Annotated in this window: 19 protein-coding genes and 1 riboswitch; of the genes, 6 read left to right on the top strand and 13 right to left on the bottom strand. The window is 72.6% G+C overall.

Going from position 1 to position 18,777, the window contains the following annotated elements; genetic code table 11:
* A partial coding sequence (locus tag ACLFRB_RS10305; protein ID WP_411068926.1) for an FtsX-like permease family protein occupies positions 1-2,539 on the bottom strand: 2,539 nt, incomplete at its 3' end.
* Positions 2,536-3,222 carry an ABC transporter ATP-binding protein gene (locus ACLFRB_RS10310; protein WP_411068927.1) on the bottom strand — a complete coding sequence of 229 codons (687 nt, stop codon included), beginning with the start codon at positions 3,220-3,222 and terminating at the stop codon, positions 2,536-2,538. The genes ACLFRB_RS10305 and ACLFRB_RS10310, both read right to left, overlap by 4 nt.
* Positions 3,223-3,348: 126 nt before the next feature.
* Between ACLFRB_RS10310 and ACLFRB_RS10315 the strand changes: the two genes are divergently transcribed.
* Positions 3,349-3,663: a carboxymuconolactone decarboxylase family protein gene (locus ACLFRB_RS10315; RefSeq protein ID WP_411068928.1), complete on the top strand. Its 315-nt coding sequence runs from the start codon at positions 3,349-3,351 to the stop codon at positions 3,661-3,663.
* Between the two features lie 483 nt (positions 3,664-4,146).
* On the opposite strand, the gene ACLFRB_RS10320 is transcribed toward ACLFRB_RS10315, so the two are convergent.
* The gene (locus tag ACLFRB_RS10320) at positions 4,147-4,842 is read right to left on the bottom strand and encodes an MBL fold metallo-hydrolase (protein WP_411068929.1); all 696 of its coding nucleotides are present in this window, start codon (positions 4,840-4,842) and stop codon (positions 4,147-4,149) included.
* 168 nt (positions 4,843-5,010) lie between these two features.
* Positions 5,011-5,559 carry a hypothetical protein gene (locus tag ACLFRB_RS10325; protein ID WP_411068930.1) on the bottom strand — a complete coding sequence of 183 codons (549 nt, stop codon included), beginning with the start codon at positions 5,557-5,559 and terminating at the stop codon, positions 5,011-5,013.
* Between the two features lie 96 nt (positions 5,560-5,655).
* Positions 5,656-5,860: riboswitch (cobalamin riboswitch) on the top strand.
* 148 nt (positions 5,861-6,008) lie between these two features.
* On the opposite strand from ACLFRB_RS10325, the gene ACLFRB_RS10330 reads away from it, so the two are divergent.
* Positions 6,009-6,554, top strand: a complete 546-nt coding sequence (locus ACLFRB_RS10330) for a hypothetical protein (protein ID WP_411068931.1) — start codon at positions 6,009-6,011, stop codon at positions 6,552-6,554.
* Here ACLFRB_RS10330 and ACLFRB_RS10335 read toward each other — a convergent pair.
* Genes ACLFRB_RS10335 through ACLFRB_RS10345 form a run of 3 tightly spaced genes read right to left on the bottom strand, consistent with a single transcriptional unit; the run spans position 6,551 to position 9,089 of the window.
* On the bottom strand, positions 6,551-6,994 hold the full coding sequence (locus ACLFRB_RS10335) for a hydrogenase maturation protease (protein ID WP_411068932.1): 444 nt from the start codon (positions 6,992-6,994) through the stop codon (positions 6,551-6,553). The two genes, ACLFRB_RS10330 and ACLFRB_RS10335, sit on opposite strands and share 4 nt — an antisense overlap.
* A complete protein-coding gene (locus tag ACLFRB_RS10340; RefSeq protein WP_411068933.1) occupies positions 6,991-8,292 on the bottom strand; it encodes a Ni/Fe hydrogenase subunit alpha in 1,302 nt (433 codons plus the stop codon). Before ACLFRB_RS10340 ends, ACLFRB_RS10335 begins: the two co-directional genes overlap by 4 nt.
* Positions 8,289-9,089 carry a sulfhydrogenase subunit delta gene (locus tag ACLFRB_RS10345; protein ID WP_411068934.1) on the bottom strand — a complete coding sequence of 267 codons (801 nt, stop codon included), beginning with the start codon at positions 9,087-9,089 and terminating at the stop codon, positions 8,289-8,291. Before ACLFRB_RS10345 ends, ACLFRB_RS10340 begins: the two co-directional genes overlap by 4 nt.
* A 157-nt stretch (positions 9,090-9,246) precedes the next feature.
* On the opposite strand from ACLFRB_RS10345, the gene ACLFRB_RS10350 reads away from it, so the two are divergent.
* The 4 genes from ACLFRB_RS10350 (at position 9,247) to modC (ending at position 12,699) form a co-directional block, all read left to right on the top strand.
* Positions 9,247-10,056 carry a TOBE domain-containing protein gene (locus ACLFRB_RS10350; RefSeq protein WP_411068935.1) on the top strand — a complete coding sequence of 270 codons (810 nt, stop codon included), beginning with the start codon at positions 9,247-9,249 and terminating at the stop codon, positions 10,054-10,056.
* A 202-nt stretch (positions 10,057-10,258) separates the two neighbouring features.
* Complete coding sequence (gene modA, locus ACLFRB_RS10355; RefSeq protein ID WP_411068936.1) at positions 10,259-10,936, top strand: molybdate ABC transporter substrate-binding protein; 678 nt, start codon at positions 10,259-10,261, stop codon at positions 10,934-10,936.
* 6 nt (positions 10,937-10,942) lie between these two features.
* Entirely contained in the window at positions 10,943-11,623 is a 681-nt protein-coding gene (modB, locus tag ACLFRB_RS10360) for a molybdate ABC transporter permease subunit (protein WP_411068937.1), read from the top strand.
* A complete protein-coding gene (gene modC, locus ACLFRB_RS10365) occupies positions 11,620-12,699 on the top strand; it encodes a molybdenum ABC transporter ATP-binding protein (protein ID WP_411068938.1) in 1,080 nt (359 codons plus the stop codon). The genes modB and modC overlap by 4 nt, the downstream gene beginning before the upstream one ends.
* Before the next feature lie 10 nt (positions 12,700-12,709).
* Here the strand turns inward: modC and ACLFRB_RS10370 are convergent, their stop codons facing one another.
* The 6 genes from ACLFRB_RS10370 to ACLFRB_RS10395 all read right to left on the bottom strand — a co-directional run bounded on the left by ACLFRB_RS10370 (position 12,710) and on the right by ACLFRB_RS10395 (position 18,088).
* Positions 12,710-13,525: a metal ABC transporter permease gene (locus tag ACLFRB_RS10370; RefSeq protein ID WP_411068939.1), complete on the bottom strand. Its 816-nt coding sequence runs from the start codon at positions 13,523-13,525 to the stop codon at positions 12,710-12,712.
* Positions 13,522-14,154, bottom strand: a complete 633-nt coding sequence (locus tag ACLFRB_RS10375) for an ATP-binding cassette domain-containing protein (RefSeq protein ID WP_411068940.1) — start codon at positions 14,152-14,154, stop codon at positions 13,522-13,524. Before ACLFRB_RS10375 ends, ACLFRB_RS10370 begins: the two co-directional genes overlap by 4 nt.
* A 7-nt stretch (positions 14,155-14,161) precedes the next feature.
* Positions 14,162-15,064, bottom strand: a complete 903-nt coding sequence (locus ACLFRB_RS10380) for a metal ABC transporter substrate-binding protein (RefSeq protein WP_411068941.1) — start codon at positions 15,062-15,064, stop codon at positions 14,162-14,164.
* Between the two features lie 13 nt (positions 15,065-15,077).
* The gene (locus ACLFRB_RS10385; RefSeq protein WP_411068942.1) at positions 15,078-16,427 is read right to left on the bottom strand and encodes a TonB-dependent receptor; all 1,350 of its coding nucleotides are present in this window, start codon (positions 16,425-16,427) and stop codon (positions 15,078-15,080) included.
* A 123-nt stretch (positions 16,428-16,550) separates the two neighbouring features.
* Complete coding sequence (locus ACLFRB_RS10390; protein WP_411068943.1) at positions 16,551-16,859, bottom strand: hypothetical protein; 309 nt, start codon at positions 16,857-16,859, stop codon at positions 16,551-16,553.
* 128 nt (positions 16,860-16,987) lie between these two features.
* On the bottom strand, positions 16,988-18,088 hold the full coding sequence (locus ACLFRB_RS10395; protein WP_411068944.1) for a hypothetical protein: 1,101 nt from the start codon (positions 18,086-18,088) through the stop codon (positions 16,988-16,990).
* Between the last annotated feature and the right edge of the window lie 689 nt (positions 18,089-18,777).

Below are 18,777 nucleotides of genomic sequence, written 5' to 3' on the forward strand. Positions count from 1 at the left end.
ACTCCTCCCCCACCGCCCCCGTGGGGTCCCGGCGACCCTGGGCGCGTCCCAGCAGCCAGCCCCCGGCGCCGGTGGCGGCGGTGAGGACCAGCCAGGCCCCCGCCAGCAGGCCCACCGGGAAGTCCACGGGCAGGCTCCACAGAAAGGACTGGTCATTGACCACCTTCACCAGGATCCAGGCCACGCCCGCGCCCACGGCCAGCCCCAGCAGCCCGCCGAAGGCCCCGGTGAGGCCGGCCTCGTAGGCCTGGGAGCGGGCCACGTCGGCCACCCGGAAGCCCAGGAAGCGCAGCATGGCCAGCTCGCCGCGGCGCTCGATGGCCTGCACCGCCAGGGACTGCAGGGTGCCCACCAGGCCCACGCCCACCGCCACCACCACCAGCACATAGGTCACGGCGAAGCTGCGGTCGAAGATCTCCAGGCTGGCGCTGCGGATCTCGCCGGCGTCGGCGATCTCCAGGCCCGGGGCCCGGGCGAAGACCTCCTCCAGGCGGCCGCGAATGGCCTCCTTGTCCGCCCCCGGCTCCAGGTACAGGCCGATCTGGTCCACCTTGCGGTCCCCGGCCAGCTCGGCGTAGGTCCCGCGGTCCATGAGCAGGTGGCCCCACTGGTAGGAGTAGTCGCGCCACACCCCGGAGACCGTCAGGCGCCGGGCCTCCCCGCCGAGGGGCACGCGCAGGGTGTCGCCCACCTGGGTGCCGTACAGGCGGGCGAAGACCTCGGAGACCAGCAACGCGCGGTCCTCCCCGGCCTCCGGCCATTGCCCGCGCATCACCTCGATGGCCGCCCGGGTCTCGGGGAGGTCCAGGCGCCGGGCGGTGATCTCCACCGGGGCCTCCGTGGCCTCCGACTCCCGTGGCGCCCAGTCCAGCTCGGCCCGGCGGAAGGGATCCAGGCGGCGCACCCCCTGCCAGCCCTCGATCTCCCGCCAGGCCTCCGCCGGAATGTGGGTGGTCTGCCCGCCGGTGCCGGCGCGCACATAGAGGTCGGCGGCCAGGATCTGGTGGAGCCAGGCCTCCACGCTGCCGCGGAAGGAGTGGATCATGGTGGACATGGCCACCAGCAGGGCGAAGCTCACCAGGGCGGCGCTCACCGCCAGGGCGGCCCGTCGCGGCGCGCCCAGGAGCTGGGAGCGGGCCACCAGCGCCGCCACGTGGCGGCGCCCCACCGGCAGGGCGCGGGCGAAGGCCCGCAGGGCCAGGGGGGCGAGCAGCAGGCCGGCCCCGAGGACCAGGAGGATGGCCCCGTAGCCGGCCACCGGGAGGCCCTGCCAGGCCGGCAGGCGGCTCAGCACGGCGGCCCCGCCGAGGGCCAGGACCGCCAGGACCAGCCGCGGCCCCCGCCCGGGCCCGGTCCGCTCCTCGGCGCCGCCCCGGCGCATGGCCGCCTCTCCGGCCCCGCGCACGTTGTCCAGCACCGGGGCCAGGGTGCCCAGCGCCGCGGCCAGGACCCCCAGGGCGCCGAAGCCGAGCATGTCCCACCACTCGGCGTGCAGGCGCGCCTGGAGGTCGCGGAAGTAGCCGGCCCCCAGGTCGCCGCCCAAAGCCTCCACCCCCGCCCAGGCCAGGGCGAGGCCCAGGACCAGGCCCAGGGCCGAGCCCACCACGCCGAGCACCAGGCCCTCGCCCAGGAGCCAGGCCGCCAGCCGGGCGCGCTCCATGCCCAGCACCCGCAGCACGGCGAACTGGGCGCGCCGGCGGCGCATGGACAGGGTGAGCAGGCTGTAGACCAGGAAGGCGGCGGTGAGCAGGCCCACCAGGGCCAGGACGTTGAGGTTGGTGCGGTAGGCCCGGGTCATGGCGTCCAGGCGCTGGGCCTCCAGCTCCGGCCGGGACAGGCGCGCGGACTCGCCGGCCAGCTCCTCCAGGCGCTCGGCGAAGGCCGCCCGCCGGTCCGGGTCCTCCAGCACCACGTCGATGCGGTCCAGCTCGCCCACGCGGCCCAGGGTCCACTGCGCCGTGGCGATGTCCATCACCGCCCCGTCGGACCAGAAGGTCCCGGCGGGCAGCAGCCCCACCATCCGGAGGGTCACCGGCTCCGCACCCACCTGGGCGCGCAGGGTATCCCCCGGCCCCTTGTCCAGGCGCTCGGCGGCGTCGCGGCCCAGCAGCACCGCTCCCCGGGCGAGCAGGTCCCGGAAGTCCAGCCCCTCCCCGCCCAGCTCGGGCAGGTAGTCGCCGCGGACCGCGGCATCGCGCAGGAGGTCCACCCCCAGCACCGGCAGGTCGGCGCCGGGGGCCACCGGCACCTCGGCGCGCAGGGCCGGGAAGGCCTCGGCCACCTCGGGCAGGGCGCGGATGCGGGGCAGGAGATTCTCGTCCAGGGCCCCCTGCGCGGGCTGCACGGTGGTTCCCGAGCGGCCCGACAGGGCGGAGACGCCCTGCTCGAAGCTGTGCAGGGCGGAGGCGTTGACCCAGTGGATGGCCGCCACCATGGCCACCCCCAGGGCGATGGCCAGGGCCATGCCGGCGGCCTGCATGGGCCGCCCCGCCAGGGGGCCCCACACCAGGGCCCGGAAGAGCAGCCGGGCCGGCCTCACGATTCCCGGTGCAGCCGGTGGTGGGCGAGGCGGTAGCGGGTGTGGGCACGGGACGCCACCTCCGGGGCGTGGGTCACCACCAGGGTGGTGGTGCCCAGCTCCTCCACCGCCTCCACCAGCAGGTCCATCACCGCCACCGCCGTTTCCTCGTCCAGGTTGCCGGTAAGCTCGTCCGCCAGCAGCACCGGCGGGCGGTGGATGAGGGCGCGGGCGATGGCGGTGCGCTGGGCCTGGCCGCCGGAAAGGTGGCGGGGATAGGCATCCGCCTGCTCCGCCAGGCCCAGGCGCCCCAGAAAGCCCCGGACCCCCTCGTCCTCCCAGCGCTCCCCCTGCAGGGCCAGCGGAAGGGCCACGTTTTCCGCCACCGTCAGGTAAGGCAGCAGATGGAACTGCTGGAAGACGAAGCCGAGATGGGCCCGCCGCCAGCGCGCCGCCGCCGATTCGTCGAGGGCGGTCACCTCGGTGCCGAGCACCGTTACCCGGCCGGCCTCCGGCACCGCTAGCCCCGCCACCAGGTTGAGCAAGGTGGACTTGCCCACCCCGCTGGGCCCGAGCACGGCGGCCAGCTCGCCCCGGGCCAGGGTCAGGTCCAGGTCCTCCAGCAGGGGGCGGTCCGCGCCGGGATAGGCGAAGCGGACCCCCTCCAGACGCACGGCATGGGGTTCGGCGGCGGCTCGGGCCAAGGCGGTCTCCGGTGGGACGGGGAAAATTCACGCTACCGGCGGCCCGCCGGGGTTGCAAGGTCCGGCGTCCCGGAAAAAGCTGGGTGGAGAACCCGGTGGCGACCACCCGTACGCAAGGAGGCGGCCATGAACGACCTTCCCCGCCACTACGAGCACCTCCGGGAGGAATACCCCCGCTACCTGGAGGCCCTCGAGGACCTGGGGCAGGCGGCGCGCGACGCCGGCCCTCTGGAGGAGCGCACCACCAACCTGGTGCAGCTGGCCGCGGCGGCCGCGCTGGGGTCGGAGGGCGCCGTCCACAGCCACACCCGGCGCGCCCTGGAGGCCGGCGCGACCCCCCAGGAGATCCGCCACACCCTGGTGGTCCTCACCAGCACCATCGGCTTCCCCGCCACCTCCGCGGCCCTGAGCTGGGTGGAGGACGTGATCGGGGAGGGCTGAGCGCCCGGGAAGCGGGGGCGCACAAAAAACGCCGGGGAGCGTGCCCCGGCGTGGTCCCCTTTTGCCGTCCGCGGGGCGGACGGCCGCGGTCTCATCCCGGCCCTTCCCCTGGTGCCGCCGGCATCCCCGTGGCGCGGTGGCTCCCGGGCATCCGCCCGGCTGGATGGCCCCGAGGGAGTGCGCGGGCCGGGGGCGCTCCCTCCAGGGCCGAAACTACCTACCATTTGGTTTCGGATTGAGCGTAAGTCTCCTGCAGCCGGGGTTAGGCGTCAACCTACTGGATAACTGGGGAATTTTTAGCCTAGCTTCGTTTGCCTTCTGGGTGCCTAGAACGGCCTTCGACCACAACTCCTGTCCCGGGTGGGAGACACGCTCAACGAAACCAGCCTTGCTGGTGTGGGTTTTTGGGGTGAGGGTGGGCAAAAAAACGCCGGGGCAATTGCCCCGGCGCCCGGCCGTGAGGGGAGAAACGGCCTTGCAGGGTCAGGCGGCGTGCTTGCGGCCGCACTGCTTGTTGGCGGGCACGGCCTCGTCGATCCGCTTGGGATAGGGGAGGTCGAGGTTGGCCATGATCTCCAGGAACTCCTCGCGGCTCTTGTCCATCCCCAGGCGCGGGTTGCGCTCCTTCTCCTGGCCGATGGTGGAGACATGGCGGTGGTTGTAGTCGTGGCCGGGATAGACCAGGGTCCGCTCCGGCAGCGCGAACAGCTTGTTGCGCACCGACTCGAACAGGGCCTCGGCGTCGCCGTTCTGGAAATCCGTGCGACCGCAGCCGTCGATCAGCAGCGTATCGCCGGTCAAGACCATGTCCCCGACCACGTAGCTGTGGCTGTCGTCGGTGTGGCCCGGGGTGTAGAGGGGGTCGATGCGCACGCTACCCACCTCGACGGGCTCGCCCTCGCGCACCTGGAAGTCGGCGCAGTCCACCCCGCTCTGCTCCGGCAGGCCGACCCGGCAGCCGGTGCGCTCGCGCAGCTCGGTGTCGGCGGCCACATGGTCGGCGTGCACGTGGGTCTCCAGGACGTACTTCAGGGTCAGGCCGTGCTCCGCCAGGGCCGCCAGGTCGCGGTCCACCATGGAGGCCACCGGGTCCACGAGGACGGCCTCGCGGGTCTCCTCGTCGCCCAGCAGGTAGGTGTAGGTGGAGGTCTCGGGCTCGAACAGCTGACGGAAGATCATGGTTCTACCTCCTTGATCCCGGCTATGGGCGGGCCACTGGAGCGTTAGAGTATTAGCGTTTTCTTATTGACTTGGATGCCCATGGCCGGGCGAAGTTCCCGACCCTTTCCGTCAGCTTTCCGGAGGCAGGTCCAGGGGGCCGCGAGCCGGCATGGCCGGCCCCGGGTGCTAGTGGAACCGGTAGCCGATGCGGAAGCGCAGACCGGTGTAGTCCACGTCCCGGCCGTCCCAAACCCCCAGGCCCTCGGCGCGGGTGATCATGCCCATGGTGTAGAGCTCGCCGGGACCCTGGACGCCCAGGCTGAAGCCCCAACCCGGGCCCAGGCCTTCCCGGGTGTAGCGGTCGCCGTCCACCACCTGGCGGTGCAGGCCCAGGTGGGCGCCCACGAACATGGTGCGGTACCACGCCCGCCCCTCCAGCCCGAGAATGGCGTTGCGCACGGAGGGGTCTTCGGCCAAGTCGTCGCTGGTCTCCAGGGCAAGGCTGAAGAAGGGGTTCCAGGAGAAGGCGCCGTGCACCGGCACCTGATAGTCCAGCCCGAGATTGACCCCGTGACTGGCGTAGTCCCGGTCGGCGGGGGAGTCGCTGAAGCGGTTGTCGTGGAAGGCCAGGCCGCCGAAGAGACTGGGGCCGGCCACCGGCCCCGCGTGAGCGGCGGATGCGGCCAGGAGCAGGGCGGGCAGAAGGAAGCGGGACAGGGTCCGGGCAGGGCGCATGGTTCCTCCAGGGGCTGCGGTCTCGGGTACCGCGAAAACCTAGGGGATTTCCCGGATCCCTGCAACGCCCCTTGCCAGCGCCCCGCCATTACCCGTATCTTGAGTCCAATCTCCGGTTCACCCCCAAAATATTGGGTGTCGCAAGAGGGAACCCGGTGCGAATCCGGGACTGACGCGCAGCGGTGTTGGGGAACGAAAGCCGCACGAGGTCGCCGACCTCGGGCACTGCCCTTCGGGGTGGGAAGCCGCGGCCGTAGGCTGCCCCTGAGTCCGAAGACCTGCCGGAGAACCCCGTCCCAACGGGACGGGAACCCGCGAGCCTTCGCGCCGGCGTCCGGATTCCGGACCAGGGCTCCCGGGACCGGCGGGCCGCCGCGCCCCCGTGCCCCGGCCCCGCCGCGTTGGCTCCAATCGACCGATAACGCGCTTTTGCGGCGATTGGAGATCCCATGAGCAGCCGTTTCCCCCGTCCGGGCCCCTGCGTGGGCCCCGCCGTCCCGTCCTCCCTGGACTCCGTTTCCCCCCTCCAGCGAGCCACCGATCACCTGCGCCGTGTCCTGCGCCTGCAGGAAGGGACCGGGCCGGCCGCCGAGGCGCGGATCAGCGCCCAGGTGGAGGACCTGCTGCAGCGGCTCCCGGCCGATGCCCTGCCGGCTCCGGAGGACCTCGTCGACCAGCTGTGGGCCGTCCTGCTGGAGGCCGGCCAACCCTTGGCGGCCCGCTTCTTCCGCCCGTACCGCGCGGGGCGGGGCCCGGTCCTCTGGGTGCGGCGCCCCGGCACCGGCGCCGACCCCCTGGCCCGCGAGCGCGTGGAGGCGGTGCTGGAGCGCCGCTGCCGGGCCCTGGAGGATCCCCACCTGGACGGCCCCCGCATCCACCGGCTCTGCCGGGCCCGGTTGCGCGACGGCATGAGCGAGGCGGCGCTGGTGCGGGTGCTGGCGCTGACGAGCCCCGGCCAGGCGGCGGTGCTGGACCGCCTGGGGGTCACCGTCTAGGGGGACATCCGGGCGGCTACCTCCTCCCGCACCGCCTGGGCGGCCCGGGCCACCACCGCCTCCGCGGGTGGAGTCCGCGCATCGGCCTCTACCCCGACCACCACCCACTCCGACAGGACTCCCACCCGCCCGGCGAGGGCCAGGGCCTCCGCCAGCCCGAAGCCGTGGGAGGACAGGGGCTCGGCCGCCGGCAGCTCGTCCAGGTGGCGGAACCGGTGCAGGGTCCCCGGCGGGGCCCCGCTGCGCACCGCGTCCACCAGCACGGCGTGGCCGACGCCCTCCAGGTGGGGCAGCAGCCCCGGGCCCGGACGGTCCAGGGCGGCGAGCCGCACCGCCGGCCAGGACGCTTCCGCCTCCGCCCGCAGGGCCTCCACCACCGTCCACCCCACCCGGTCGCCGCCGAACGGCGAGCCGATGCCGAGCACGGCCACGGGGATCATTGGCGGTGGACGGTGAGGTCGAGGAAATGGGTGGCGCAGGAGATGCAGGGGTCGTAGTTGCGGATCACCCGCTCGCCGAGGAAGCGCAGCTCGTCGTCCGGGGCGTCGAGGCCGCGGGCTTCCAGGGTGGTGCGCAGGTCGTCCTCCATGCGCGCCTGGTTCTGCGCCGTGGGCGGCACGATGCGGGCGGCCGTCACGCGCCCGGCGTCGTCGGTCTCGTAGCGGTGCCACAGGACCCCCCGCGGGGCCTCGGTGGCCCCGTACCCCGTGCCGGCCCGGGGCGCGACCTCGGCGTAGGGCCGTTCCGGGACCCGGTAGTCGCCCAGCAGGCGCACCGCATCCACCAGGGCCGCGTGGATCTCCAGGGCCCGGGCAAGCAGGGAGTGGAAGGGGTTGGTGGAGGGCAGCGCCGGTCCCGTGTCCGCCAGCAGGGCCCGGGTGGGCGCGGGCAGCACGTCGGCGTTTAGGTTAAGCCGGGCGAGCGGGCCCACCAGGTAGGGCTCGCCGTGCAGGCGGGCGTGGAAGGCCGTGGAGTGGGGCACCTGCTCCTCGGTGACGTGGTCGGCGAAGGCGGCCACGGGGGCATCGAGGCCGGTGGAAGCGGCAATCCGGCCCCGGTTCATGGGGTAGTCGGCGCCGTTGCGCAGGGCCAGGCAGGGGAATCCCTGGCCGTTGTCCGGCAGACCGAATCCCGCCGCCCAGCGCGCCAGGGCCTCCGCCTCCGGGACGGCGGCCTCCAGGCGGCCCCGCAGGTCGGCAACGTCTGCGGCCTTTGGTGCGTGGTGGAAACCGCCCACCCGCGCCCCTACGGGGTGCACCGCCCGCGCCCCGAACAGGGCCATGAGCTCGTTGCCCAGGGCCTGCAGGCGCATGCCGCGGCGAACCTCCTCCGGGTGGTCGGCGGCCATGGCCAGGGCGCTGTCGTAGCCGAAGAAGTCCGGCAGGGCCAGCAGGTGGATGTGCAGGGCGTGGCTCTGGATCCATTCCCCGCAGTAGAAAACTCGGCGCATGGCGCGCACCCAGGCGCCGGGCTCCACGCCGAAGATGGACTCCAGGGCCTGCACGGCGCTCATCTGGTAGGCCACCGGGCAGATGCCGCATATGCGCGCCACCGCGTCGGCCACCTCGTGGTAGCCCCGCCCCTGCAGGAAGCGCTCGAACAGGCGCGGCGGCTCGAAGATGCGGAGCTTGAGGTCCGTGATGCGGCCGCCCGCGGCGTGCACCTCCAGGGCGCCCTCCCCTTCCACCCGGGCGAGCACCGGCACGTCGATGTCGATGCGGCGGGTGGGGTCGCTCACGGGCCTCCCCCGGCGCCCCAGCGCAGGCCGGCGCCGTGCAGGGGCTCGCGGTGGCTGTGGATGAAATGGAAGCGCCGGGCCACGTCCTCGCGCATCAGCCCCAGGCCCTCGAAGCGCCGTCCGAGGGCATCGGGATTGGGGTTCTCCGCCGGTCCGTAGCAGCCGTAGCAGTCGCGGCCGAAGGCGGGGCACAGGGCGCCGCAGCCGGTGACCGTCACCGGCCCCAGGCAGGGCTGGCCCCGGCTCACCAGAACGCAGACGTGGCCGGCCCGCTTGCACTCCATGCAGACCTTGTCCCGCTCCGGGACCGGGTCCACCCCCCACAACAAAGCCCGCACCGCGGCGAGCACCTGGCGGCCGTTCACCGGGCAGCCCCACAGCTCGTAGTCCACCGTCACGTGGTCGGCGATGCCGGTGGAGGTGGCCAGGCTCTCCACGTACTCCGGCGAGGGGTAGACGTCCGCCAGCCACTGCTTGCCGTCGTGGAGGTTGCGCAGGGCCTGGATGCCGCCGGAGGTGGCGCAGGCGCCGATGGGCACCAGGTAGCGGGTGTTGGCCCGGATCCTCTGGATCCGCTCCGCCTCCTCGGGCGTGGAGATGCTGCCCTCCACGAAGGCGATGTCGGTCTCCGCTTCGGGGGCCACCGGCCCGGCCTCGGCGAAGTGGACGAAGTCCACCAGCTCGGCGAGTCGCACCAGAGCCTCGCCGAGGTCCAGGAAGGCCAGCTGGCAGCCGTCGCAGGAGCTGAACTTGTGCACGGCCACCCGGGGCTTGGCTTCATCACCCGCCTTTCCCATTCCCATTTCTCCCAGGGTTTAGGGTGTAGGTTGGCGCTCCCTTCCAGCCACAGTACGGAAAGCCGGCCTGCCAGGGAATCCCTGCGGCCCCGTGGCTTGCCGTCTAGCGTTATATCTGCTCGAATATAACGAAAGCGCGTCCCCGGAGCAGCGCCCCGTGCCCCCATCGGTCCCCACCCGTCCCGCCGGCCGTCTTTGGCTCGAGAAGGAGAATCAGGGCTTCCTCGGCCAGGGTCGCGCGGAGCTGCTGGAGCGCATCGACGAGCTAGGCTCCATGGCCAAGGCGGCGCGGGCCATGGGCATGGGCTACAAACGGGCCTGGGACATGGTGGAGGCCATGAACAACCGGGCCGATGCGCCCCTGGTGGAGCGCGTCACCGGGGGCCGGGGCGGCGGCGGAACCCGCCTGACCGAGCACGGGCGGCGGATGATCGAGGAGTTCCGGGCCGCTGAGGCCGCCTACACCCGGTTCCTGGAGATGCTGGCGGCCGAGTCCGGCGACCCGGAGCGGCTGCGGGCCCTGATGGGGAGGTTGGCCATGCGGACGAGCGCGCGGAACCAGTGGTGGGGCCGGATAACGGACATCCAGCCCGGCTCCGTGAATACGGAAGTGGTGCTGCGCCTGGGCGGCGGGGAGCCCCTGGTGGCGGTGATCACCAACCAAAGCGTCCGGGAGCTGGCCCTGGCCGAGGGTGCCGAGGTGCTGGCCCTGGTGAAGGCCACCCACATCATCCTGACCGGAGAGGAGGCGGGGCTGCGAACCAGCGCGCGCAACCGGCTATGCGGGACCGTGGAGCGGATCGATCAAGGCGAGGTGGAGGCCGGGGTTACCCTCCGGCTGGGTGGCGGCAACACGGTTTCCGCGGTAATCACCAACGACAGCCTAGCCACCCTGGGCCTGGCCGAGGGCGTCGCGGCCTGCGCCCTGATCAAGGCCTCGCACGTGATCCTGGCGGTGAACGGCTGAAAACAAACGCGAACCGCCAAGGACGCCAAGACCGCCAAGCAAGAAGAACAGGAATGCAATGGCAGCGCCCCCGGCCTTCCGCAACCGAGCTTGTCACTCCGCCCGACGAGGCCATACTGCCCGCCTTGGCCGTTTTCTTGGCGTCCTTGGCGTCCTTGGCGGTTCGCTAGTCGGTGGCCTGTCCCACGCCGCCGAGGCGCGGGTGGCGGTGGCCGCCAACTTCAACGCCGCCATCCAGGCCCTCGAGCCCCGATTCGAGGAGGCCACCGGCCACGACCTGCGCATCAGCACGGGCTCCACCGGCAAGCTCTTCGCCCAGATCCGTAACGGCGCCCCCTTCGACGCCTTCCTGGCCGCCGACGCCCGCCGCCCCCGGTTGCTGGAGGAGGCGGGCACGGCGGTGGACGACTCCCGGTTCACCTACGCCGTGGGGCGGCTGGCGTTGTGGAGCCCGGACCCGGACCGGGTGCGCGGCAAGGCCACCCTGGCTGAAGGAGACTTCCGCCACCTGGCCATGGCCAACCCCCGTACCGCCCCCTACGGGCTCGCCGCCCGGCAGGCCCTGCAGGCCCTGGACCGCTGGGCGGACCTGCGCGACCGGATCGTACGGGGCGAGAACATCGCCCAGGCCCACCAGTACGCCGCCAGCGGGGCGGCGGAGCTGGGGCTCGTGGCCCTGGCGCAGGTCAGCGGGCCGGAGGCCCCGGAGGAAGGCTCCCGCTGGGTGGTCCCCGGCGACCTGCACGAGCCCATCCGCCAGCAGGCGGTGCTGTTGGACCAGGGCGCGGGGAACGCGGCGGCCCGGGCCTTCCTGGAATTCCTCCAGGGGCCCGAGGCCCGGGAGATCCTCGCCGACTTCGGCTACGACCCGGGGCCCTGAGCCGCCATGCTGGAGCAAGCCGACTGGACGGCCCTGGTCATCACCCTGAAGCTGGCCGCGGTCACCACCGCCATCCTCCTGCTGATCGGCACGCCCCTGGCGTGGTGGCTGGGCCGCACCCGGGCCCGCCTCAAGCCCGCCATCGAGGCCGTGGTGGCCCTGCCCCTGGTGCTGCCGCCCACGGTGCTCGGCTTCTATTTCCTGGTGGCCCTGGGTCCGCAAGGCCCCATCGGAGCTCCCCTGGAGGCCCTGGGGATCGGTGCCCTGGCCTTCACCTTCGAGGGCCTGGTGGTGGCCTCGCTGGCCTACAGCCTGCCCTTCGTGGTCCAGCCCCTGCAGGACGCCTTCGCCGGGCTCGACCGCCGGGTGCAGGAGGCTTCGGCCACCCTGGGCGCCGGCCCCCTGGACCGCTTCGTCACCGTCACCCTGCCCCTGGCCCGCCGGGGCTTCCTCACCGCCACCACCCTCGGCTTCGCCCACACCCTCGGCGAGTTCGGCGTGGTGCTCATGGTGGGCGGCAACATCTCCGGAGAGACCCGCGTGGCCTCCATCGCCATCTACGACCACGTGGAGTCCCTGGCCTACGGCCAGGCCCACCTGCTGTCGGGAATCCTGCTGGTGTTCTCCTTCCTGCTGCTGCTGGCGGTCTACACCCTCAACCGCCGCTTCCAGGTGGTGGGGCTGTGAGCGGGGCCGGCCTGCGAGCCCGCTTCGCCCTGGAGCGCCCCGGCTTCCGGCTGGAGGCGGCCTTTGAGGCGCCGCCCCGGGGGGTGACCGCCCTGTTTGGCCCGTCCGGCTCGGGCAAGACCACGGCGCTGCGCTGCGTGGCCGGCCTGGAGCGGGCCCCGGAGGGCTACCTGGAGGTGGGCGGTGCGGTGTGGCAGGACGAGAAAGCGGGCGTCTTCCGCCCGCCCCACCGCCGCGGGGTGGGCTACGTGTTCCAGGAGGCCGCCCTGCTGCCCCACCGCACGGTGGCCGGCAACCTGGCCTACGGCTACCGGCGGGCCCGGGGCCCGCGGCGTCTGGACTGGGCGGAGGTGGTGGAACTGCTGGGGCTGGAGCCCTTGCTGGAGCGGCGGCCCGCCGGGCTGTCGGGGGGCGAGCGCCAGCGGGTGGCCATCGGCCGGGCCCTGCTCGCCAACCCCGTGCTGCTGCTGCTCGACGAGCCCCTGTCGGCCCTGGACCGGGCCGCCAAGGCGGAGATCCTGCCCTACCTGGAGCGGCTGCGGGACCGCCTGGCGATTCCCGTGCTCCTGGTCAGCCACGCCATGGACGAGGTAGCCCGCCTCGCCGACCACCTGGTGCTCCTTGAAGGGGGGCGCGTCCAGGGCGCGGCCCCCCTGGCGGAGATGGCCACCCGGCTCGACCTCCCCATGGCCCACGGCGAGTCCGCCGAGGCCGTGGTGGAGGCCCGCGTGGCCGGCCACGAGCCGGAATACGGCCTCACGGTGCTGCACTTTCCCGGGGGACGCCTCACCGTCCCGGCGCTCGACCGCCCCCCGGAGGCCCCGGTGCGCGTGCGCATCCGCGCCCGGGACGTCAGCCTGACCCGCCATCCGCCCCGGGAAACCTCCATCCTCAACGTGCTTACCGCCCGCGTGGCGGACATGCAGGAGGAGGGCACGGAGGGGGTCATGGTCCGCCTGAAGGCCGGAGGCGTGCCCCTGCTGGCCCGGATTACCCGCAAATCCCGGGATTCCCTGGCCCTGGAGCCCGGCATGGAGATCCACGCCCAGATCAAGGGGATCGCCCTGGCCGACTGAGGCCGAGGGCCTACCCCGCCCCCGCGGGCTCCCGCCGGAGGCGCCCGTAAAAGCGGGCGCCCGCGCTCAAGACCAGCAGGGCGGCCACCAGGATCGGGCCGAAGGGCTGATCGAGCGCGAGGGCGGCGACAAAGGCCCCCAGGTAGGCCGCCAGACCCAGGGACGCGCTCACCACCAGCCCGGCCCGCCAGCCGGGGGCCACGCCGAAGGCCGCCCAGGCCGGCAGGAAGGCCAGGGCGAAAGCGCCCATGAGGCCCACGGTGGCCGTGCCCAGGGCCATTCCCGCCGCCACCAGCAGGTCGAAGGCCAGGTGCCAGCGCCAGGCGGGCAGGCGGTTGGCGCGCTCGTGCTCCGGGAAGAAGCGGGCGCGGAGCAAGCGCGGCATGAGCCAGGGCAAGCCCGCCAGGGTGAGGACCGCGAACAGGCCCAGGCCGGCCAGCTCGGGCCAGCCGGCGAAGTAGAGCTGGCCGTCCACCATGGCGTGGGCCAGCGACTCGCCCAGGGCGGTGCTGGCGGCCAGTACCAGGGTGGCGCTCCAGCCCAGCAGGATCATGAGGGCATAGGCCGTGTTGCCGCGGGCCCCGGCGAGGCCCTTGAACAGGGCCCCCACCCCGGCGGCCACGGGGCCCCCGGCGATGGCCGGGACCCCCAGACCGAGGCCCCCCAGGGCCCCCGCGGCGGACAGGTGCGCCAGGCCCAGGGCCGCCAGCCACTCCTCCCGCAGCCGCAGCAGGTTGCCCAGCAGGGGCAGGGTGAGGGCCGCCAGCAGGCCCGCGGCGAAGGGCAGACGGAACAGGGGGTCGGTGAGGGTCTCCAGCGGGCTCATCCCCCCACCTCCAGGCGCCGGGTGGCCACCCGCTCCAGGAAGGGGGCCTCGTGGCTCACCACCAGCACCGCCTCGCCGGCCGCGCGGGCCGTCAGCAGCTCCGCCAGCAGGTCGATCCCCTCCGGGTCCAGGTTGTTGGAGGGCTCGTCCAGCAAGACCAGGCCCGCCCCGCTGGCCAGGCAGGCCCAGATGGTCAGCAGCTGCAGCTGCCCGCCGGAGAGGCGATCCAGCCGCTGCCCCAGCCAGGGCCGCAGGCGCGCCGGGGGCGGGCGGTCCCCGGCCTGCATGACCGCCAACAGCTCCCGGCCCTTGACCGGCATCTCCTCCAACCGGGCCGGGCGCTGGGCCTGGTAGGCCAGGCGCAAGCCCGGGGCCACCTCCAGGCGGCCGCGGTGCACCCGGGCCTCCCCGGCGATGGCCTTGAGCAGGGTGGACTTGCCGGCACCGTTGGGGCCCCAGACCCCCACCACGTCCCCGGGCCGCACCCGGAAGGACAGGGGGCCCAGAACGGGACGGGCATAGCCCACCACGGCCTCCTCGGCGGTCACCAGGGCCGCTGGGTCACCACCTTCCCCAGGGAGGGGGTCGCGCCCGGCCCCCTCCGCATGCTCGACGGTTGTCCGCGACATGGCTTCCTCAGCCCTCTTCCCGCCGCGGGCCGGCGATGGCCGCAACGTAGTCGTCGATAAGGGCGAAGTAGTCGGCGTCCTCGGCCCCCAGCGGCGGGTCCAGGGGCAGCGTGGCCGCCCGCCACCCCGTGGCCTCCGCCACCTTCTCCACCGGGCCCCGCGGGTGGAAGGGATGGCGGAGGATCGCTCCCGGCCCGGAGCCCTCCAGTTCGGCGATCAGCTCCCGCAGGTGGGAGCCCGAGGGCGGCACCCCGGGCTTAGGCTCCAGGTAGCCCCGGATGGGCACCTCCAGGCGCTCCATGAGGTAGCGGATGTCCTTGTGAAAGCCCACCACCCCCGGGCTGTCGCCCGCCCGCTCCTTCCAGGCGGGGAGGCGCTCGTCCACCTCCTCCGCGAAGGCGTCGGCCCGCTCCCGGAAGGCCTCGGCGTGGTCGGGCGACAGCTCCGCCAGATGTTCCGCCAGGGCCTCGGCCACCGCCGCCATGCGCACGGGGTCCAGGTTCACGTGAGGGTCGCCGCCGGGATGGACGTCGCCCCCGGAACGGTCTGCGGGACCGCCGGCATCCAGCAGCTCCACCTGAGCCGCGGCCTCGAAATAGCCCGGCTGGCCAGGCCGGATGGACGAATTGGCGGCGTTGCGGATGGCCGCCGGCAGCCAGCCCACCTCCAGTTCGGCGCCCACCGCCACCACCAGGTCGGCACTGCGCAGGTCCCGGATCATGGAGGGCTTGGCCTGCAGGTAGTGGGTGTCCCGGTCCGGCGGCGCCAGGGTGGTCACGGAGACCGCATCGCCGCCCACGGTGCGGGCGAGCATGGCCATGGAGGTGGTGGTGGCGGCCACCCGTGTCTCCGCCAGGGCGGGAACGGCGGCAGCCAGGCTCAGGATGAGGATCAGCATCGGGCGGATCATGGTCGCCTCCTTGCTAGAAGTCATGGGCGCCGTGCTCGCCCAGGCTCAGGATGTAGCGCAGGAAGAACTGGTTGGCGGTCTCGGTGCCCTGCTCGGTGGCGATCCGCGGCCGGGACCACTGGGCCTGGAGCCGGGAGAAGTGGGTGGGCGTCCAGGTGACGTTGGCCGACACCCGCTCGGACCGGTCCCAATGGGTGGTGGCGGCGGGTCCCTCTCGCTTGTTGGTGAGGCCCACCGTGTCGTAGCGGGCCCCCACCCGCCAGTTGGCGGCGAAGCCGTAGCGGCCCTGCACGTAGAAGCCGTCCTCGGCGAATTTCCGCCGGTCGCCCACCACGGACTCGTCCTCGTGATGGGCCACCTCCAGGTCCTTCACCGTATACAGGTACTCGGCCTGGAGCTTGAGGTCGCCCTTGCCGTACTGGTGAGGGGCGTCGTAGGCGTAGACCCAGTCGGTGCCCGCCACCCACGCCTCGCCACCGAGGACGTGCACCGGGAGATTCTCGTCGCCGTGGATCTCCTGGTGGTCGGCGGCGTACACGCCGAACAGACCCGCCTGCAGCTCGTGGGAGTAGCCCAGGTCGGGCGCCACCTTGGCGAAGGCGGTGAACAGGCGCGGCCCCTCATCCGGCTCGGCGAAGCGGTCCAGATCGCCTTCCCCGACGGGATCCAACTCCTCCATTCCGTGGATGGCCTCCTCGCCGTCGAACCGGCCCACCACCTCCTGCTCCCCCTGCAGGGCCTCCACCCCGAAGCGGGTGTAGACCGGCGTGCCCGGGGTCCAGCTGAGCTGCACGCCCTTGTCCATGAGGCCGTGGGGACCGAGCAAGTGCTGGTAGGGCAGGTTCTGCTCGATGAACGCCCATTGGTGGCGGTGCTTCTCGTTGTGGTAGCCGATGCCGGAGAGGAACTGGCCGCCCTTCACCCGCAGGCCCGCGGGCAGGCCGGTGGTGGTGAAGTAGGCCTCCTCCAGCCCGACCTCGCCGTCGTCCTCGATCACCGCCTGCACGAAGGCGTCGAAATAGGGATCGACGCTGGCGGAGAACAGTAGCTCGGTGGGCTTGAGGTTGAAGCCCGGTTCGTCGCCGCCGTGGGCATGGCCGTCGTCGCCATCCTCGGCGCCGTGGGCGTGGCCGATGCCCGCGGCCAGTCCGGGCAGCTCGGCGCCCTCGCCGTCGGCGTCGTCCCGGTAGGCGTTGCCTTCCAGGATCACGGAGATGTCGGGGTTGAAACGGTTGCCGGAGGTGACCTCGGCGGAGCCGGCGCCGCCGGAATCGGCGCCCAGCGAGGGGGCGGATTGCCCCCAGGCGGCCTCGCCCGCGCCCAGGACGAGGGCGAGGCCCGCCAGCCAAGCGGTGCGTTGCATGGGAAAACCCTTTCCAAAGCGATGGCCATCGCCGCGCGGAACCAGCCACGGGCCACGGACGGTGCCAGGTCCCCGCAGGGCCCGCACGCGGCATGCGCAAACGGTTCTGGGAAGCGGAAAGGGTCAGGCGGGCGGGTCGCGGGCGGCCGCGGCCTGGAGGGCGGCCCGGGGCGGCACGGATTCCGGGGCACGCACCGGCGGTACGGCCACGGTATCCGGCAGGGAGGGAGCGCTAGGGTCGGAGGCGGCCGCGCTCTCGGAGACCACGCACAGCTCGCACACCGGCTCGCCGTCGGCGAGGGTGTGCTCCACGGCATGGGACTGCAGCCCCACCTGGCCCAGGAACAGGGCCAGCAGCAGGGTCAGCAGGCGCCAGCGCCGCGCGGCGGCCTGGGCCAGATGCCGATAGCTCGATGGGGTGCGATGGATCATGCAGCGCTCGGCCTTGCCGCGGGAGGCCGGGAACCGAAGCTCCGGAGGACCTCCCCTTAAAGGAACAACAGAGTAGCCATCAATTTACGGCACCCGGAGGCATTCCGCAAACCTGCCCCCGGGTCGGGCTAGAGGAAGTCGCCCCCGAAGTGGCCGAGGTCGAGACTGTAGCGCAGCATGACCCGGTTCTCCGAGTCCAGGGGGCCGGGCCGCTCGCCGGCATCCCGGGTCAGGCGGGCCCGCAGGGTGGAGTGCTCCGTTGGGGACCAGGTGCTCTCCAGGGCCAGATGGGTGGCCGTCTGTTCCCTCCCCTCCGTCCGCAGGCCGCTCACCAGCCCCACCAGGTCGAAGCGGACATCGGCGTTCCAATCGGGGTCGAGCCCGTACCGCGCCTGCAGGGAATAGACCTCCTCGGTGCGCCGCCGGTCCTTCCCCACCAGCCCCGACTCGTCGGCGTGGTAGGCCACCTCGAGATCCTTCTCCGCGTGGAGATACTCGGCGCTGAGCTTGAGCCGGCCGTCGCCGAAGGCGGTGGGCGTGTCCCGGCTATAGACCCAGCTGGTGCCGGCCATCCAATAGCCGCCCCGTCGCAGCTCCGGGGAATCCGCATTCCCGAGCTCCTGGCGGTCGCTGTCCAGGATGCCGAATACGCTGCCCTGGATCTGGTGCGGTCCACCCAGTGGCGGGGCTGCCTCGGCGAAGGCGGTATAGAGCCTGGGACCGTCCGAGGCTTCCCCGTAGCGCTCCAGCGGCTCTCGGCCCAGCCCAGCGCCCGTCAGGGCTTTTCTGCCGTCGAACCGGTTGAGCGGGCCGCTTTCGCCCTGGAAGGCCTCCACCCCCAGCCGGAGGTGGTAGCTGGCCTCCGCCTTCCAGGTGAGCTGCAGGCCGGTGTCCCTCAGATGGAAAGGCTTCTTCAGGAACCCGTAAGGCACGTGGCCCTGGGTGTATCCCCATTGGGCGGGGTGCTCGCGGTGGGGATAGCCGATGTCCGAGGGGAAGCGCCCCACCTTCCACCGCCAGCCGGAGGGCTGCAGCGGCCGCTCCAGGAAGGCCTGATCCAGACGCACCTTGCCGTCCGCCCCCATATCCCCCTTGATCAGGGCCTTCAGATCGGGGTCCGGAGAGACGGAGAATGTCAGGTCCTGGGGCAGCAGGTTGAAGCCGGTATCGGCGACGGCCTCGTAGTCCGGGCCGCCCTCCTCGCCCCCGATGCCCTTCAAGGATTGCACCGGGGTCGGCTCCGGGGAGGGCTCGGCGTACCCCGCCTGAGCGCACAAGAGGAGCCCGGTGACAAGGCCGCTAAGGCACAAAGGCCCTTTGAGGCAGACGGAAAGGGGGGACTGGAGGTGGGCTGCCATCGTCTCCGGGGTACATCCCTAGACATATTCCCGAAAGAAATTGGGGTATTCCCGTAGGGATCCGGATTATGGCACTGCAGGCAGCGTAGGGGAAGCCCCTGACGCCCCCCCGCACAGGATTCGGAACCTTTTTCTGGCTATCTAAGTGGTAGCTGGGGCAAACACACTGAAAGGATTAAGGATAAACCGGCCGGGGAACGCGGAGGCGGATAGATTCTCTTCTGGAATCCTTTGAGGGAGGGGATCTGGCACGGTTTTTTTTGGGGGGGAAGACAGGTCAAGGGCCTCCCCGGCCGAGGCGGGCAACCGGAATCATTCACGACCCATGCGGCTGGGTGGGAGCCGGAGGGATGCCGGGGAAAACGAACGGGCTGGTCGCAGGACCGTCGATCGGCGGCGGGGAAGGGGGCAGTGGGAACGCCGGGCTAGACGCAAAGGGACAAGCGCGAGGGGTTGCTCGCCGGAGAACCGCCCGTGGATGGGCTCGACGTAAGGGGGAGGAAAAAAGAATGCCGGCGGGGGATCCCCGCCGGCATCCGCCGACGGCCTAACAGGCCGCT

The sequence above is a fragment of the Thiohalorhabdus sp. genome (genome assembly GCF_046545655.1).
GTDB lineage: Bacteria > Pseudomonadota > Gammaproteobacteria > Thiohalorhabdales > Thiohalorhabdaceae > Thiohalorhabdus.